The 15590-nt window shown below is 69.0% G+C and carries 12 protein-coding genes; 11 read left to right on the top strand and 1 reads right to left on the bottom strand.

From position 1 onward, the window contains the following. Positions 1-801 precede the first annotated feature (801 nt). The 9 genes from ACWESM_RS23675 (at position 802) to ACWESM_RS23635 (ending at position 10964) form a co-directional block, all read left to right on the top strand. Positions 802-1350: a hypothetical protein gene (locus ACWESM_RS23675; protein WP_452493697.1), complete on the top strand. Its 549-nt coding sequence runs from the start codon at positions 802-804 to the stop codon at positions 1348-1350. Positions 1351-1361: 11 nt separating this feature from the next. Then, positions 1362-2987, top strand: a complete 1626-nt coding sequence (locus ACWESM_RS23670) for a hypothetical protein (RefSeq protein ID WP_412806608.1) — start codon at positions 1362-1364, stop codon at positions 2985-2987. 39 nt (positions 2988-3026) lie between these two features. Further along, positions 3027-4493 carry a PPE domain-containing protein gene (locus tag ACWESM_RS23665; protein ID WP_452493695.1) on the top strand — a complete coding sequence of 489 codons (1467 nt, stop codon included), beginning with the start codon at positions 3027-3029 and terminating at the stop codon, positions 4491-4493. 22 nt (positions 4494-4515) lie between these two features. Beyond that, complete coding sequence (locus ACWESM_RS23660; protein ID WP_355072163.1) at positions 4516-4851, top strand: YbaB/EbfC family nucleoid-associated protein; 336 nt, start codon at positions 4516-4518, stop codon at positions 4849-4851. Further along, the gene (locus tag ACWESM_RS23655) at positions 4851-5576 is read left to right on the top strand and encodes a hypothetical protein (protein WP_355072165.1); all 726 of its coding nucleotides are present in this window, start codon (positions 4851-4853) and stop codon (positions 5574-5576) included. Before ACWESM_RS23660 ends, ACWESM_RS23655 begins: the two co-directional genes overlap by 1 nt. Then, positions 5573-5956, top strand: a complete 384-nt coding sequence (locus tag ACWESM_RS23650) for a hypothetical protein (RefSeq protein WP_355072167.1) — start codon at positions 5573-5575, stop codon at positions 5954-5956. The genes ACWESM_RS23655 and ACWESM_RS23650 overlap by 4 nt, the downstream gene beginning before the upstream one ends. A gap of 36 nt (positions 5957-5992) precedes the next feature. Beyond that, on the top strand, positions 5993-6313 hold the full coding sequence (locus ACWESM_RS23645; protein ID WP_355072169.1) for a hypothetical protein: 321 nt from the start codon (positions 5993-5995) through the stop codon (positions 6311-6313). Between the two features lie 7 nt (positions 6314-6320). Then, positions 6321-8882: a hypothetical protein gene (locus tag ACWESM_RS23640; RefSeq protein WP_452493692.1), complete on the top strand. Its 2562-nt coding sequence runs from the start codon at positions 6321-6323 to the stop codon at positions 8880-8882. Positions 8883-9029: 147 nt separating this feature from the next. After that, a complete protein-coding gene (locus ACWESM_RS23635; RefSeq protein WP_452493690.1) occupies positions 9030-10964 on the top strand; it encodes a type VII secretion target in 1935 nt (644 codons plus the stop codon). Positions 10965-11417: 453 nt separating this feature from the next. Here the strand turns inward: ACWESM_RS23635 and ACWESM_RS23630 are convergent, their stop codons facing one another. After that, complete coding sequence (locus ACWESM_RS23630; RefSeq protein WP_452493688.1) at positions 11418-12536, bottom strand: hypothetical protein; 1119 nt, start codon at positions 12534-12536, stop codon at positions 11418-11420. A gap of 176 nt (positions 12537-12712) precedes the next feature. Here ACWESM_RS23630 and ACWESM_RS23625 point away from each other — a divergent pair, with 176 nt between their 5' ends. Next, entirely contained in the window at positions 12713-13660 is a 948-nt protein-coding gene (locus ACWESM_RS23625) for a C40 family peptidase (RefSeq protein WP_452493686.1), read from the top strand. A 24-nt stretch (positions 13661-13684) separates the two neighbouring features. Next, entirely contained in the window at positions 13685-15355 is a 1671-nt protein-coding gene (locus ACWESM_RS23620) for a WXG100-like domain-containing protein (protein ID WP_452493684.1), read from the top strand. Positions 15356-15590: the final 235 nt, after the last annotated feature.

The following is a 15590-nucleotide window of genomic DNA, read 5'->3' as shown; positions in this document are numbered from 1 at the left end:
ACCACGCCCCGGCGCCGACTCCACCCGCGGAGCCACCACCCCACCCGGCTGCCCAGGCACACCCGCCTGACCAGGCACACCCGCCTGACCAGGCAGCCCCGCCTGACCAGGCACAGACGGACCCGAAACACCCGGCGAGTTGGACACATTCGGTTGTCCGGCGCTAGCGGATCGACCGGGTGCCGGAGCGCCAGCTTGCCCCGGCGGAGGAAAAACGCTCGGTTGTCCCGGTACGGCCGTGCCCGGCCGTGACCGCTGCTGATCCGGCCGACTCGACCATGGCGTCGCCGGGCCGGTCTGCTGATCTTCCGCCGTCTCCGGCTCTTGCGCTGCCACCTCGACCCCGGCGGGCCAGATTTCAGCAGAGGTCATGATCGTCCCCCGGTTGTAGGTGCCATCGGCAGGTGGAGGATGCCCGAACGATAGGTTCGAGCGGTGGGTCGCAGACGTTCATCCAACCCATCCTCACAAGTCGCTGTGAACTCATCTGGCAGCCTGGACAATTCGCGCATGTCAGTGTAGACGGATTCGGACCGGCCTCCCGGTTCTGCCAGCGCGCTGCTTCCCGTAGTTGGGAAGCCTCGACAATGAAGACGTCGAAAGTAGGTCTCACTCATGGTCGGTCACCGCGTACGCCGCTCCGGTCGACGATGGGGAGTTCGATCGAAAGGCGGACTTTGCCGTGGTGAGGCACGAGCCTTGCGAGCCTCTGACCCAGGTCGGGTCGGCCGCGATGGACGCACGTGAAGACCAGCAAGCCGCCGTGCACCGGCGCTCCGCCTAGCATCTCGAGGTGATCCCATGCCCTTCGGTGTTTCATGGTCGTCTATCGGTAAATTCGCACTGACCACCGGTGTCACCTTTGCCGGTGGTGCGCTCGGGTCGGTTGTCCCGGGTGTCGGCACGGCGATCGGCGTTGCGGCGGGCAGTGCCCTGGCCGGCTTCGCGGCGGAGACGCTCTGGGACAAAACTGTCGAAGGCAAAAGTTGGGGCGAGTCCTTGGATAATGGCGTCGAAACCGGCGCCTTGTCATTGCTCGGAGGCGGTGCCGGTGGGGCCATGCGGGCCATGGCGAACGCGGGGGGACGAAATCTGCTAGCACGGGCGGCTACAGGCGCATTCAACCCTGCCATCCGTAACCCGGCTGCGAATATCGGAGCCGCGTGGACTGGACGAGGCGTGTCCTTGAATGCGGCCCGCGGTTGGTTGACCGGCGCCAGCGTGACTGCCGGGATTTCGGGCGTCGGGCATCAAGGGGGGCCGGGCTCGGCTCCGGGACAAGGGCAGTCATATCCGGCGATGCTGCCGACCAAGCCGCTCAATGCATCAACGACATTCAGCACTAGCTGAGGGGCGGTTCCATGACGGACATGCACCCGATGTTGATGCCCGACCGGAAGAAGATCCAGGAGGGCAATTATCCGGCCGAATGGGTCTTCTCGGTCTTCACCGATTCCTGCTTCAAGAGCCTGTATCAAAACTTCGACGGGATCTGGAAGAGCCTCGGAAAAGATTCGAAGAGTGATCCACCCAAAGCTCCGGATGTGCCACAGGTCGCCCCTGCGAATATCGGCAGTTTTACGAACTACGCGGAAGTGGCGGTGCAACTGAAGCGGTCGTACAGCGACCTGAACGGCAACGTCACCGAATTGGTGAACTCGATACGCGAATCCGGAAAATGGTCCGAGGCGGGGCAGCAAGCGACCAACAAGGTAATCGACGAGAAGGTCGTGGCGATGGCGCCTACCACGCCACCCCAGGGCATACAAATCGACAGTTATATCTTGACCTGGGTGACGGCCGCCAACGATTCCCTTGCCACCGAGATCGATACCGTCAGGCAGGGGCAGAGCGGCGTGGCCAAGGACATCGATGATCAGACCAAGATGATCAAGGAACTGCAAGATCAGATAAAGAAGCTGGAGGCGGCGGCGAACAACCCGGCAGGCACTCCGCCTCCCGTCGACACATCGAACTGGCCGACGACCCCCGGTGTCAACGACCCGACGATCCCCCCGGCCGTGGACAACAGTACCTTTCCCCCCGGCCTGGACGGCCTCGACGACCCGACCACTCCCAGCACGACGTTGCCCGATCTGGACACCCCCGGCAGCCCCGGCTCGACCGGTCAGACGCCGAGCAGCCTGGACCCGACCGGGACCACTACGCCGGGCGTGACGACACCCACCACGCCGAGTGTGCCGCAGACCCCCGTCAGTTCGCCGATGGGCTCCGGCATGGACCTGATGAGTTCCATGCTGCCGATGATGATGCAGCAGGCGATGATGCGGAACATGGCCGACCAGGACTTGAACAGCCGTCGCAGGGATCTGGATCCGAGCCGCTACGACGACGAGCTCGATGCGGTGGCTCCGCCGCCGGTCGCACCGCCGGTCACGGCCCAGCCCGCGGTCGCGCAGCCGTCCACGACGGCCCCGGCGACGCAGCACAGCGGGGCGCCCACCGGCACGACATCCACCCAGCCGACGGTCGCGCCCGGACGAACTCCGGATGCGGACGGCAGCGTGACCTACACCTTCCCCGACGGACGTACGCAGAAGGTGTCCGCTATGGTCGCCCAGGTCCTCGACGCGGCGTTCGGCAACCACGCGGACACCTCCGCGCAGAAGGCATACGAGAAGACGCCGGCGAAGTGGTCGGACAAGAAGCAGATCGGCAAACGTGTGGGTGACTTCGAGCTGATGACCGGCGACGTCGCCACATGGACGAACTCGACCGCGGTCCTCGTTGTGTTCCCCGCCGATCAAGGTGGCACATTGGAGGTCATCGTCAAGGGCGAGCTGAAGCCTTTCGACCCGAAGATGCCCGAGATCGCCTCGGAAACGAACACTTTCGAGGGCTTCGCGCATCCGAGCGGCATCGAAGTGACCGCGCCGGCGGACGGGGGCGCGCCCTCGGGTACGCCGGGCTCGGCCGATCAGTCCGCGGCCGCGGCAATGCCGGTTGCCGCGGCACCCGCGGGCTGATCGCGCGAGCAGAGCGGCAGATGAGGAGAGGAGGTCGCGATGGCGCTGAAGGTGGATCCGCAGGAACTTGTCGCTGCGGCGTCGAAACTCGCCGCGATGGCGCGCGATACCGGTGCGGCGATGCCAGGGGGATGGGTCGTGCCCGCGGGCGCTGACCCGATTTCCGCCGCGGCGGTACCGCAACTCAACGCGCAGGCCGCCTCGTTGTTCAACGGAATGGCGGGTGTCCTCACCGATATCCAGCGGACCGCGTACAACATCGGCGCGGCCGCCGCCGATTACACCGCGGCCGACGACGACGGCGCTCGCAGGATCAACGGCAGCGGCGGTGAGTTGCTCGCCAATCCGGTCGGCGAAGTACAGGAGATCGGCCAACGGCGCCCGCCGGGTCTGCGGTTCCCCGCCGCGGGCGGAGCGGTCGACCCGTTGACTTTCGCTCAGCAGTTGCACTCGGGCCCCGGGCCCGGTGCGGCGAAGGGATTCGCGGACGCGCTGCGTAAATTCGCCGGCGGTCCGCATCTCGCGGCGATCGAGGGCGTGACCTCGGCGGCGAAGTCGATGCAGAACTGGGAACCGGTCGGCTCCGCGGCCGCCGCGGAGCTCGGCCAGCGCCGGGGGTGGCTGGACCAGCTCGGCCTCGGCCTCGGGATGCTGGCCGACGGAATCGACACCTACAGCGACGCGTTCCGGACCGCGAAAGCCAAACACCCCACGCCGGAGGAGATCATCGCCGCGCGCAAGGAGCTCATCGCGGCGATGCGCTCCAAGAACGAGCTCGGCATCCAGGCCGCCCTGGCGAAGTTCAACGAGCAGAACGCGCGTTCGGCGGAGACGATCACCGGCTACTCCACCGAGGTCGGCTCGAAGGTGGGCGCGAGCGAGGGAACCAGCGAAAGCGCCGGAAAGGGCAGCGGCAGCGGCGACAGCAGCGCGTTGACCCAGATGCTGCCCGCCCTGATGAGCGCGATGGCCTCGGCCGGCACGCCGTTGAGTCAACTCGGACAGTCGGATACCTCGGACGCCTACGACGACTACGGCCTCGACGACTACGGTTACGACGACCTCGGCATCCCCAGCGGGCTCGGTACGGGCAGCCCGAGCGGGATGCCCGTCGGCAGTTCCGGCCTCGGCATCCCGGATGTCGAAGCGGAAACCGTTACGGCGAGCGCCTTGCCGGTGGCCGCCGCGGCCAGCCTGGGTTCGGGCATGCCGCGCACACCGGTGATCGAACCTCTCGGTACGTCGTCGGCGGCCACCGCTGCCGCCGCGCGCGGTGGATCGCCGATGATGCCGTACATGCCGATGGCGCCCGGCATGGGCAACTCGGGTGGCAACAACGACCGAAACCGCGTCGTGGCGTGGCACCCCGACCGCTTGATGTACGTGGACGACACACCGCACACCGAAGCGGTGATCGGGGAACGGCCGACCATTGCCCCGACCGTGACTCCGCCGACGCCGGCGCCGAGCAACCAAACCCCTTCCCAACCCGGAGGTAACGCATGAGTGAGCGCAGCGAGGTGGCGTCGTGAGTTCCATCCACCCGGACGTGCAGGCGGCCTTGGACGCCGCCCGGGATCTGCGGCACCGGATCGCCGAGATGCGGGAGAAGATCGACAACATTCGCGCCCGCAGGCCCTCGCCCGGCGGCGCGGTCATCCCGGAGGTCGACGCGATGGGCAGGCTGACCGATCTCTACCTCGCGCCGGGCACGGCCGACCGGCTCACCTGCCCCGAACTGGTCACCGAGATCATGGCCGCGATCCGGGAGAGCACCGCCGACGCGGCGCGGCAGTACCAGAGCGTGATGGAGCGCCCCATCGACGCAGACGAGCCGGTCACCACCGCTTCCGGGCAGGCCTGATGACCGAACCCGCACCAGAGGTCACCGTCGCGGATACGGTGCGGTGGCTGCACGACGAGGGGCTGGTCCGGCTCGCCGGGGTAGCGGACGGCATCTCGGACCTAATCGTCGCCTACACGATCGATGTCGCCACCGGAACCGTCTCCGCGCATCCCGCCACAGGTGGCGGTGTCGGCGCGGACGTGGTGTCCCTGGCTGCCGACGACCTGCCGTATCCGACGGGAACGGCCCGCCGTCTGGTGGTCGCCGGTGTCACAACTACCGACGCGGTCCTGGTGATCGACCTGGCCGCGACCTTGACGATCGCGATCAACGCCGACCGTCCCGAGCAGACGGCCCGATCGTGGGTCCTGCAACTTCTGTTGAATCCGGAGGTCACCGTCACCACCAACAGCGCCGACGTCGCGATCGGCAGCAGTGCCAGGCTGCGGCAGAGTTTCATTCCCGGCGGCGGCGCGACGCTGGTGAACGTCGACGACACCCGTCCGCCGGTGACGGCGGTGACGTTGAACCCGGCCACCGAAGGTCCCGACCATCTCGACGTGGCCCCGGACGGCACCGGCGAGTTGTATCTCGGGGCCCGGTTCTGGCAGATGCGCCAAGTCATGCGCATCGAGGACGCCGCCTGGTCCGCGCTGGCCGCGCGCCTGGAGTCGATGACCGACGACGCCGACTACTTGATCAATCCGCAGCCCGGTGAACGATTCTCGGAGAGCAGCCGATGACCGACATACATTCGATCCACATGGACGATTACGACGTCGACGATGTCGATGATCTCGACGAGCGGGAAGCCGCCGCACCGGACTGGCGGAAGATGACCTACGAGGTGTTCAACCCCGACCACACCGTCGGCGTCGGATGCGACCGGGACGGCGAGATCATCGGCTTGTACATCACCGATGACGCCCGCGAGAACGGCGACGAGTGGTTGGCCTCGCAGATCGTCAAGCTGGCGCGGCTGGCGCACGCGAAGTCGCGCGTCGGGCTGCGGGCGGAGATGGAGTACAAGGGCACCCGCTCCTACACGATCGATTCGTTCGACCTTCCGACCGAGGCGTCTTATCGCGCTATGGAGGAAGCCGAGTTCCGACGCGACACCTGAGTGCCGACCGCCGCAACGGCGAGACAGGACAGCGACATGACCGACAAATTCGATACCGACGATCCGCACGAGGTCGTCGCCGCCGCGCAGAAGTTCCACACCGCGATCACCACGGTCGGCGGCCAAGTTCAGCAGATCAGTAGTGGTTTCGTCGCGCCGAGGCGTCCCGAATCGGAGATCGATCGGCGACTGGTTGCGCACACACAGTGGATCAAGACCACGTTCGAGCGTGCGGTGCGCGCCAACGGCCGCCGTGTGGACGCGACGACAGCGGTCACCGCCCAAGTGTCGTACACCCATGGTGACGCCGATCGCGCGGGCGCCGCCGCGGTGCGCAGCCGTACCGAGTTCGTCTGACTCGCTGATGGAACCGGAGCGCGACAGTCCGTACTGGGACGCCATCGTCGGCGACAACTGGCCGGCGATCTCGCCGGGGGACTGGAGTGCGCTGGAACGCCTCGCGCGGGACGGCGCGGGGGCGTTGGACCTGCTCGACGCCGACCGCAGACGGCGTGACTTCGACGAACGGGTCCGCTCCAGTGCCGGTCTGCAACCGGTCAAGGACGACATGGCGCGCCAGCGGATGAACCCGCAGGCGTTCGCCGACGCGCTGGAGGCCGCGGCGGACACCTTCCGGGACTTCTCCGACCTGGTGTATCGGACCCGCAACAAGATCCTCGACATCGTCGAGGAGGCCACGGCGAGGGTCAACGCGACCAAGCGCGCGGCCGCGGCGGAAGACGACGAATCCGACGCCCAGGCCATCCGTAGCCGGATTCCCGGAATGATTGCCGCCGCACGGGAAGACGTGGAGGATGTCGTCCGGGCGGCGCTCAGCTCGATCAGCCCCCAGGGGCTGCCCAGTTTGGGCTTGATCGCCGACGCGCTGGGGCAGCCGGGCCCCTGGGACCCGGGCCATCGCAACGCGGACGACCACAGCGGCGGCGACCACCGGGCAGGCGACCGGGAACAGCACCGGCCCGCGACCGACCACTCCGGCGATCCACGGCACAACGGATCCCCCCGGACCGATCGGCCGAAGGACGATACGCCCGTTGTGGTGTTCCCGGAGAACGCGGACGAGCAGCCGGTCGTGGCTACCGTGGACCCGTCGGCGCCCGGAGACGAGGTCGGCAGGCAGCCGGATCCTCGCACCACCCAGGACACTTCGACCGAATCTCCGGTCACGGACCCGGTGCCCGGCCAGTATCCGCCCGGGGGAACGACGGCCGTCCCCGTCGGTCATACGCCCGGCGGGGCATCCGACGGCGGACCCGGCCTGACCGCCGCGGGCGGCCCGCCTCGCGGACAGCTCACGGACACCGAGCCCATGACTTCGGATCGGGAAGTGCCTGCGGACGGCGGCGACCACGATGCGCCCGGCTCGGACGCGCACGATCCGCACGGAAGGGGTTCGGATGTCTCGGTCGACGAGGCCGAATCCGGGACCCATGACCGCTCCACCACCGTTTCGGCGGCGGAAACGCACGACGCCGCCGCACCCGACCAGACCGGCGATGTCGCTGTGTCCGCGGGCGGCCCGGCGGCGGCGGTGGCACCGCCATTGGTCCTTCCGCCACCCGTGGTGACGCCGGGTTCCCTGGCAGCATCGGCACCGGCCGCCTCGGCAGTCTCCAGCGGCCCGTCCGGACCGGCGGTCTCCGCTCCAGCGGCACAGGCCGGCTCGGGTCCGCCGCAAGTGCAGGCGAAGCAGACCACGGCTCCACCCGGCGAATCGCGCGGACCGGCCGCCGCGCCCAAGGTCACGGCGGTGAGCGCGGGACCGCCCCCCGGTGCGGGCGCGGTGGGGAAGACACAGCCGCCCGAGCGGACCGAGCAGCGCGCGGACGCGGGCAAGGACGAGGCGGACGACAGCGACGATTCGATGCGCAATGTTGTCGGCGCTGCCATGACCTCGGCGGCGGCCCCCGCGTTCGTCCTGGGCGCACGAGTGGACGGAGACCTGGTGCTGGCCCGCACACTGCTCGCGGGCGTCCTTGCCGCGGGCGGCGAGGCGGTCCTCGGACTCGGGTGGGCGGTTTCGGTGATGCGCCACCAGAGCGGGATCACCGCGTTCGTCACCTCGAACGAGGGGCGCGGCTGGATACCCGCCGGGCTGTACCTGCCGCGTGAGATGTCCACGCCGTGGGTGTGGGAGGTGGCCGAGAGCGCGTGGGAGGGCGTCGCGGATCCCGCGCGCGTGCTGGCGGAGTTCGGGATCGCCTGGGGGCGCAAGTCCGGTGCGCGGTTGACCGCCGTCGTCTCCTCCGAAGAGGTCGACGCCGAACTGCGACGGCAGTTGGGCGAGGTGCCGATCGAAGGGGAAGTGGCCGCCTCGTCGGCGATGGACTTCAGCGCGCCGCGGCCCAGTCTGGTCGACCGCCTCGAACTCGTCGCGGCCCCGGCGCTGGTGCAGCGCGCCGCGGCCACGCCGGAGTCGGAGATCGGGCTGCGCTGCTGGGAGTTGGCCTCCGACGCACACGTTCGGGTCTACAGCGCCGGCCTGGGTTCCCCGGCCGCGCTGGGAGCGCCCGCGGCACGCGAACGGATCCTCGGCGCGCTGCGGCAGCGCCGCGAAGTGCGGCAGGAGTGGTGGGAGGAGCTCCGGGATGCCGACGATCTGCTCACGGCGACGATGTTGTCGCGGCGCGCCGATGTCTCGCGGGTCGCGTTGGGTGAGTTGCGCGCCGACCGAGCCGACGGCCGATACGCGTCGGAGATGAGCGGCCTGCGGGCCATGGTCTTCGAACGGCGTTGCGACGAACTCGTGCTGCTGCTGGCGGAGGCGGCGACACGACAGGTTCTGCGCGACGCGATATACGCGCACACGCAGATCGTGGGTCATCCGGCCTTCATAGCACCGGCTCCCGCGCCCGCCGCGGCTGCGCCTCGCCGCCCGACCATCACCGCGGGGCCAGGCCGCTGATCAGTAGCTGGATACCTTCGATCGTCGAAAAGCGTTGCCGCCCAACGCCGCTGCGCAAGTGCCGGAACGAGTGACGGCTGCGTACTTCCCACTCATGGGAAGGATTGACAATAGGGGGACGTGTGGTGGGAAAGGATCTGATCGAGCATGCCGAACAGCATGGAAATCGACCCTGCGGTTTTGCGTCAGCTGGCCGACCAACACAGTCGGGTGGCCGCCGATACCAGGGAATGGGCCAAGCCGCCGGTGGATTGGCTCGCGAGCTTCCTGCCCACCTATGGCAAGATCGCCTACCCGGTCTATGAAGCGCTGGAGCGATACTACGACGCACGGCAGCGCGCGGGCGAGGCGCTGGCCAGCGAACACGATCGCACCGCCGCATCGTTGCGTGCGTCCGCGGACGCCTACGAGCAATCCGACGACGAGTTCGCCCAGCACATCCGGCAGGTGGCCGGCCTCACCGATCAGCCGTCCCCGGTGCCGGGAAGCTCCGCCGCTCCGTTCGGTACGGACCGCCCCACGACGCCGTCCGTGTCGACGCCCGGTGCATCGCCCGATGCCGACCCCGTGACGGCCGGTCCCGGTTCCGCCGGTCGGGATTCGGCCGCCCCCGACGGCACTCAGACCGACCCGCTCGGCACTTCGCAGGGCAAACCCGGCGAGGCGTCCCCGGCCGGAGCGGGCGTGCCCGGCGCGGCCGCCGCGTCGACGGACCCGGTGAGCGCCAACGGCACCGGCACGCCGAACGCGACGGGAACGACTACACCCGGTGGCCCGTCGAGCACCGGCGTGACAGCGCCCTCGACCGCGGGCATGCCGCCCGCCGGGGTCGGCCCGCTCAACGGAGCCCCGGACGATCGAGGCGCTACGCAACCGCCCACCGGCGCGACGGGCCGGTCGGATCTGCCGCCCATGCCGGTGCCGGTGGGGAGCCCGTTCGCGGCCGCCGTCGCCTCGGCGAAGGACAAGGAGGCCGAACCCGCGTACGTGGTTGGCAGCCAGGTGAACGACGATCTCGTGCTGGCCAGGACGCTGCTCGGCAGCGTGCTCGCCGCGGTGGACTCCCCGGTGGGCATGGCCTGGGCCGTCTCGGTGATGCGGGGTCCCGGTGGAACGGGTGTCTTCATCACGTCGAACGAAGGACGTGGGTGGTTGCCCGCCGGATTGTTCCTGCCGCGTGAGGTTTCCACGCCGTGGAACTGGGACGAGTTGCTCGCCGCCGACGACGGCGCCGGATCGCCGTGGGAAGGAGTCACCGATCCGGCCCGGGTCCTGGCGGAGTTTGGGTTGGCCTGGGGTGCGAAGGCGAACGCGAGTCTGTCCGCCCTCGTGTCCTCCGGTCCGATCGATCCGGGGTTGCGCAACCGCTTCGGTGAAGCGGCGATGGAGGGGCTCGTCGCTCCGTCCTATGACGTCGACTTGCGCGAGTTCACCCCGGATACGGCCGACCGCCTCGGCCTCGCCGGTTCGATCTCCGGCCTGGAACAAGTCTCGTCGGTGCCCGATGCGCAGGTGCGATCGCGGTGCGTGGAACTGGCGGCCGACGCCCACGGGCAGGTCGGACGCTCCGGACCGGCGCCCGTGGAAGCCGCGACTTCGCGCCGGGTTCGGGAGCGAATTCTCGCCGAGCTGCAAGCCGGGAGGCCGGTGCCGCGCGAGCTGTGGGACGAACTGCGGGATGCCGACGATCTGCTGGCGGCCTCGATGCTGGGGCAGCGGGTCGACGTGGGCCGGGTGGAGATCGGGCAGCTTCGGCTGGACGCCGGGGCATCCCCGCTGCGCAGCATGGTTTTCGAGCGGCGCTGCAACGAATTGGTGCTGCTGCTGGCGGACGAGACGAGCAGACAGACCCTGCGCGATGCCGTCTACGCCCACGAACAGGTCACGCTGCATCCACAGTTCGTCTCGACACCGGCGCCGGTCTCCACCGCCGTGCAGCCCGAGCGTGTCGCCCCGCCCACAGTGGTTCCTTCGGTCACCGCACCGGCGGTCACCGCACCCGCGGTCGCCGGAGGGCCGCCGCCAACCGTCGTGGCCGCGCCTTCGACCCCGCCGCCGGTGGCGCCTCCGGAGCAGTCGTGAAAGCTCCGCGAGCGTAGGTCGATTCATTGGTCCGGGCGTGGCGTGGTGGGTGCGATCCCGCCGTGCCACGAGCCGGGCGTCGGTACGTCTGTCGCTGAGGGTCCTTCCGTGGAGTCCGGCCATACCGGCATCCGGATGGCAACGTGGTGACGCCCGTGCGGATCGCCGCTCCATCCGCGCTGCCGAATCGGCATCGGTGACCGTGCACACGATGTGCGCTCTCGTACGCAATTGCGGCACTGCCAGTAGCCGTCCGGAACCGGAATCCCGCTTCTCCCGGTGTCGTACGACCGCCGCACTGCGGTCAACCAGCCCGAGGCGCTGTGTGGGCCACAGGAAAGCCGACTGGGGGATCAATGCACGCCGCGAACACGGGAGCCGGAACCGGCGCATGCCGAACCCGCCGACGGACTCGAGATGTTCGAACGCCTTCCGAAAGGCGGCTCGACGCGGCTACGCCTCGATGACGGGACTTTCTTCCGGAGTCGGTTCGCCCTCGGCCTCCGCGTCCTGGGCGGTCTCGCTGCCCGTCCGGGCGGGCGCGGACCTGTCTCTGGTCCGCCGAGCCGGGATCACGCTGGGTGACGGGGTGGCGGCAGGAGCTCCATCCTGCTCGGCGGGCGGCGCGGTATCGGCAGCAGGCGCCGCGGTGATGCCGCCGGGCTGTGCGGTTTCCGGCTGCGCGGCGGCGGGTTGGGCATTCGGATCGCCCTGCGGCGGCGCGGCCGCGGGCTGGCCTTGATTGCCGGGCGGCGGCGCCTGCCCCGGCTTACCCGGCGCGCCGTTGTTCTGGTTCTCCTCGGCCTTCTTCGCCTTGTCCTCTTCGGCCTTGTGCAGCATCTCAGGTATCTGGGAGACCAGCGGCATAGCTGCCATCGGCAGCATCGCGAGCATCGGCAGCAGCGAGGAGAGGCCACCGTCACCGCCGCCGCTGGTACCACCGGCCGTGCCGCCACCGCTGTTCTGGCCGCCGCCTTTCGAGTTGCCGTTGCCGTTGCCGCTGCCGTTGGCCATATCCTCGTTGAGGTCGGCGATCGCGGTGACCTTGTCGTACACCGCCTCCACGGCGGCGGCGACCGCCTTGAGCAACGGAAGCTCTTGGGCGGGCTTCAGTTTGGCGGTTCCCGCGGCCTTCAGCTTGGTGTTGAGGTCGGCCACGATGGTTTTGATGGACCGCAGCGCCTGCACTTGCTCGGCGGCCACAGTGACGGAGGTCTTGACGACCTTGTCGTCCATCTGCAGCAATTGCAGTTGCCTGGCCTCTACCTTGTCGATCGTCTTGCGGTACTCGTCGTCCGCTTCCCCTTTGCCGAGCGCCTTGTAGAAGGCGGGCTCGAGCAGGTCGGCGACTTTCGGCGGGGGAGTGGTCATGCCGCGCCCGAGCAGGTCTACGGCGGTTTGAATGGCGGTGTCCGCCATCGCGATGTAGGCGCGCAGCCCTTCCGAGGCCCCGGGCGGGCAATGCAGGTCGACCAACCAAAAATGTTTGACCTCGGAGGCCACGCTGGCCAGAGGGGTGGACGCGAGCGCCGATGCTTTTTTGGCTTTGGTCTCCGCCGCCGTTGTCGCCATACCGTCGCCACCGCCTTCCAGAAGTCACACCCATTGTCTCGGCTTCCCGATTATGGGAAGTGGCGCATAGTTCGATTACCCACCCACGAATGGGAATACGACCGATTCGGTTCGGGCGACACAATAGCTGGAGAGTGTGAGAGGCGGTCGGTGATGAGCGATGGCGAGTCGGTCGAATGGCACCGGCACTGACGAACGACCTGGACGGAGTGCTCCGATCGCTGCTTGCGCTGTACGGCGACGGCCAGCCCGCCGGCCAGGCGGCGACCACGACCCAAGCTCTCGCCGCCGATCTGCGTCCCCAGTCCGGAGCGGTGGCGCTGCGGTACGGCGAGGCGCACGGCATGCAGATGTCGATCGCGGAATCCCATGCGAGCAAGGACAGCATCGTCGGCAAGGCCGTGGGCGAGTCCGGTGACGGAACGGTCAACGGTCGCGGCCGCCTGAACAACCACATCGCGGATTTCCAGAGCCGGATACAGGCCATCGCTTCGGTGGGCGACACTCGCTTCAGCGGGCCCGCGCTGCTGGATGCCGCACAGACCACCATCTCGAATGCCACCAAGCAGGTCGACGCCGATGTCGCCGCCGCACGGCAGCAGGCCGCGCAGATCATGCCGCCCGCCACGCCGGCGACCCGGCAGACCAGGCACGGTCCGGCGCCGCGCAGGCGGCGCCGGACGCGCTCGAGGTCCAGTTCCTCGTCCCGGCTGCGCCGCAAGAGCACAGTCCGCTCGGACGGAACCAGAGGCGGAAACGCGGTGCTGGCCGCCAGCAGCTGGCTCGGCACCCCTTACGTGTGGGGCGGTGGCGGCGCGGGCGGTCCGAGCGGCGGTGGATTCGACTGCTCGGGTCTCACGCAATACGCCATCGCCCAGGCGAGCAACGGCGAAGTCGTGCTGCCCCGTACCACCTACGAGCAGATCTACAGCGGGGTCCGGGTGCACCCCGAGGATGTGCGTCCGGGTGACCTGGTGTTTCCCGGCTCCTCCTTCAGCACGCGAGGCCCGGAGCACGTGCAGCTGGCCGCGGGCAACGGCATGGTCATCGAGGCGCCCTACACGGGCTCGACGGTGAAGTGGTCACGCATGGACAGCAACTCCGTCGTCGTGCGGGTGCTGTGACGCGGTGACCATGGGGAGGATCGCGTGGCCATAAACATCCCCAGCGAGGTCGCGCTGTTCCTGAACATCTGCGGCATCCCCTACCCGGATATCAACGAGGACGACGTCCGGGCCCTCGCCGGGCATGTGCGCACCTTCGCTGCCCAGGTGCGGGACACGCACGACTCGGCGACCGGCGTGATCGATCAGATGGGCGCCTTCTACTCGGGTGAGTCGTATCAGCAACTTGTCGCCACCTGGGCGGGCATGAGCGCGTCTCACATGCGGCAACTCGACAGCGCGTGCAAGATCGTCGGTCAGGCCCTCGAGGTCGCGGCGACGGTGATCACCGCGGTGAAGATCGCCGTGCTGGCCGAACTCGCCGCCCTGGCCGCCACCTATGCCTCGATGATGATCACGCCGCCGCTGGCGCCTTCCGCGCCGCTGATCGCCGCAGCGGCGCGCAGGCTGTGTGAGGAGATGGCGCAGTACCTGATCGGCTATATCGTCGCCGAAGTCATCGGCAAGGCGATCGAACCGCTCGAACAGGCCATCGACGACATGGTCAAGGGGATCGTCTACGACGCGACCCGCGACGCGCTCGACGTCCCGTCGTCGGGCAAGCCGGCCCCGCTGCGCATCGATCCCGACGCGGTGCAACACTTCGCGAAGGTGCTCGACGATCACGCCGACGACATCATGCGACACGCGGCGACATTCGCCGAGAACGTCTCCACACTCGATTTCACGACATCGACACCGTTCGACGACGCGGCGCAGCCCACCGAGGGGGATGCGGGCGCTCGGCGTGGTCCCGCCGCGACGGAGCGGGGAATCCCGTTCCAGCACGGCGAACAGCCGCAGTCGCGCTTCGGCCAGAACGTATCGGCGGCGACCACCGGTCTCCACGGACTCGGAGACGACGCGCGCGTCCCCGTCGCGCCGCGCGACGCCTCGGAGGCGATCGGCGCCGCGGAACGGCCGGTCGATCGAAACGTATCCCAAGGTGGCACAGAGACGCCGATCCCGACCGGCGAGCGATCTTTCTCGCCGGCTGGGTCGGAACCTTTCGAATCGGCCCGGGAGTTCGCGAACAAGACTGCGCCAGTGGGGGCCGCGCCGAGCGGTGTGGGCATGGACGCGGCGGACCGACCGGCAGGAGTCGAAAGCCCTTCCGCGATGTCCGCGCAGGCGGGAGCGGATGCCGGGCCGGTGGCTGCCCGCGAAGCGGCGCCCGAGGTCGGGGGGCGACCGGCGGTCGAGCCCGACGCTGGCCGGTCTGGCTGGGCCACCGAAGCGGGCGGACCCGCCGACCATGTGCTCGCAGAGAACGCAGTCGCGGGCTCCGTCTCGGGTGATTCGCTGGGAGCTGCGCCCCTCGCACGGCAGAGTCCAGGTGCGGCGTCCACGCCTTGGGGCCGAGCCATGCCGGGGCCGGGCGCGCCGGACCCCGCGCCGCCGAAATCCGAACGTCCGGCGAAGGCCACGCCCAAAGTGCGCAAGCCCGCGGTCACTCCGTGGACCAAAACCCGTCGTACCCGGGATGTCCCGGCCGTGGTGCACGCTCCGGCCACGCGGCCGCCACTGCGGTTGGTCCGGGAGAAGGGCTCCGAAGCGAACAGCGCCGACCTCGCCGACGCGATGCCCGCGCCCGCGCCGGCGCGGGCGACGGCTCCGGCATCCGATCGCACGGACTCGCCGCCTTCGCGCGCCTGACGGGGCGATCGGGCGAATACAGGCTTCCGACAAGAAAACCCATTCCCAGGCGCGGGAATGGGTTGCTGAGTGGAGGTGGCGGGAATGGTAGACGTAGACGAACCGCGCTACCGCACAGGGTGTCGTTCCCCTCGCAACGGCCGGTGGCCTGCCGGTGCCACCGGCCGTTGCTTTTGGGTTCAGATCGTCAGGATGAGGGACTGACGATCTGTGTTCAGACAGTACCCTCTTCTGT

The sequence above is a fragment of the Nocardia sp. NPDC003999 genome (assembly GCF_053604885.1).
This window is presented reverse-complemented; position numbering and strand designations above follow the sequence as displayed.